The sequence below is a fragment of the Paracoccus xiamenensis genome, assembly GCF_011308835.1.
Lineage (GTDB): Bacteria > Pseudomonadota > Alphaproteobacteria > Rhodobacterales > Rhodobacteraceae > Paracoccus > Paracoccus xiamenensis.
Genome location: NZ_JAAOHY010000021.1, coordinates 1 through 1,138, shown reverse-complemented (window position 1 = coordinate 1,138; position 1,138 = coordinate 1). Strand labels below are relative to the sequence as shown.

Annotated in this window: 1 pseudogene; it reads right to left on the bottom strand. The window is 59.5% G+C overall.

Annotated features, from left to right (window positions below):
• Positions 1-1,073, bottom strand: a pseudogene (locus tag G7044_RS17845) (IS3 family transposase); the annotation flags it as partial.
• Positions 1,074-1,138 lie beyond the last annotated feature (65 nt).

Genomic DNA, 1,138 nt, shown 5'->3' with positions numbered 1-1,138 from the left:
CTCGAGTGCGGGCGGTGATGGTTGTAGTCGTCGCGCCATGCCGCAATCATGCGGCAGGCATGGCGCAAAGACGGAAACAAGTGTTCGTTCAAACACTCCTCGCGCATCCTGCCGTTGAAGCTTTCGACCAGGCCGTTCTGCATAGGTTTTCCGGGTGCAATATAATACCAATCGACCTTGTGGTCGTCCTGCCATTTCAGCATTGTGTTACTGGTCAGTTCGGTCCCGTTGTCACTGACAACCATGCAGGGATATCCGCGCATCTCAGCGATCCGGTCCAGTTCGCGGGCGACGCGCGCACCGCCGATGGATGTATCCACCACGGCGGCCAGGCATTCCCGGCTGAAGTCGTCGATGACGTTCAGCACCCGAAACCGGCGCCCGTCTTCCAGGGCATCGGACATGAAGTCCAGAGACCACCGCTGGTTCGGGCCTTGCGGGATCGCCATGGGCGTTCTGGTGCCCACGGCGCGCTTGCGCCCGCCGCGTTTACGGACCATCAACCCTTCTTCGCGGTAGAGCCGGTAGAGTTTCTTCCAGTTCACTTCCCAGCCCTCGCGCTTCAGCAGGATGTGCAGACGCCGATAGCCAAACCGCCGCCGCTCGGACGCCAGTGCCTTCATCCTGACCCGTAGCTCGTTGTCCTCCGGACGCTTTGGCTCACGCCGATACACGCGCGGATCGATCCCCACCAAAGCACAGGCCCGGCGCTGATTGTAACCCTTGGTTTGCATTGCCCAGTCCACGGCATTCGGGGCCGCCCTCGGACCGATGGCGGGCTGGCCCCTCATTCCTTGCACCGGGCCTCAGAAGTTTTTTCCGAGCATCTCTTTCAGCGTCGCGACATCGAGCATCTGTTCAGCCAGCATCTTCTTGAGTTTCGCATTCTCGGCTTCCAGAGCCTTCAGTCGCCGCGCCTCCGACACCTCCATGCCCCCGTATTTCGACCGCCACTTATAGAACGTCGCATCGCTGATGCCGTGCTTGCGACATAAACTAGCAGCTGTTGCGCCCGCTTGATGCTCCTTCAGAATGCCAATGATCTGCTCTTCGCTGAAACGGCTTCTCTTCATCGTCTGTCTCCTCAATTGGAGAACAGGCTAACCGTAAATCGAGGACACTTCAGGGGAGCAGGTCA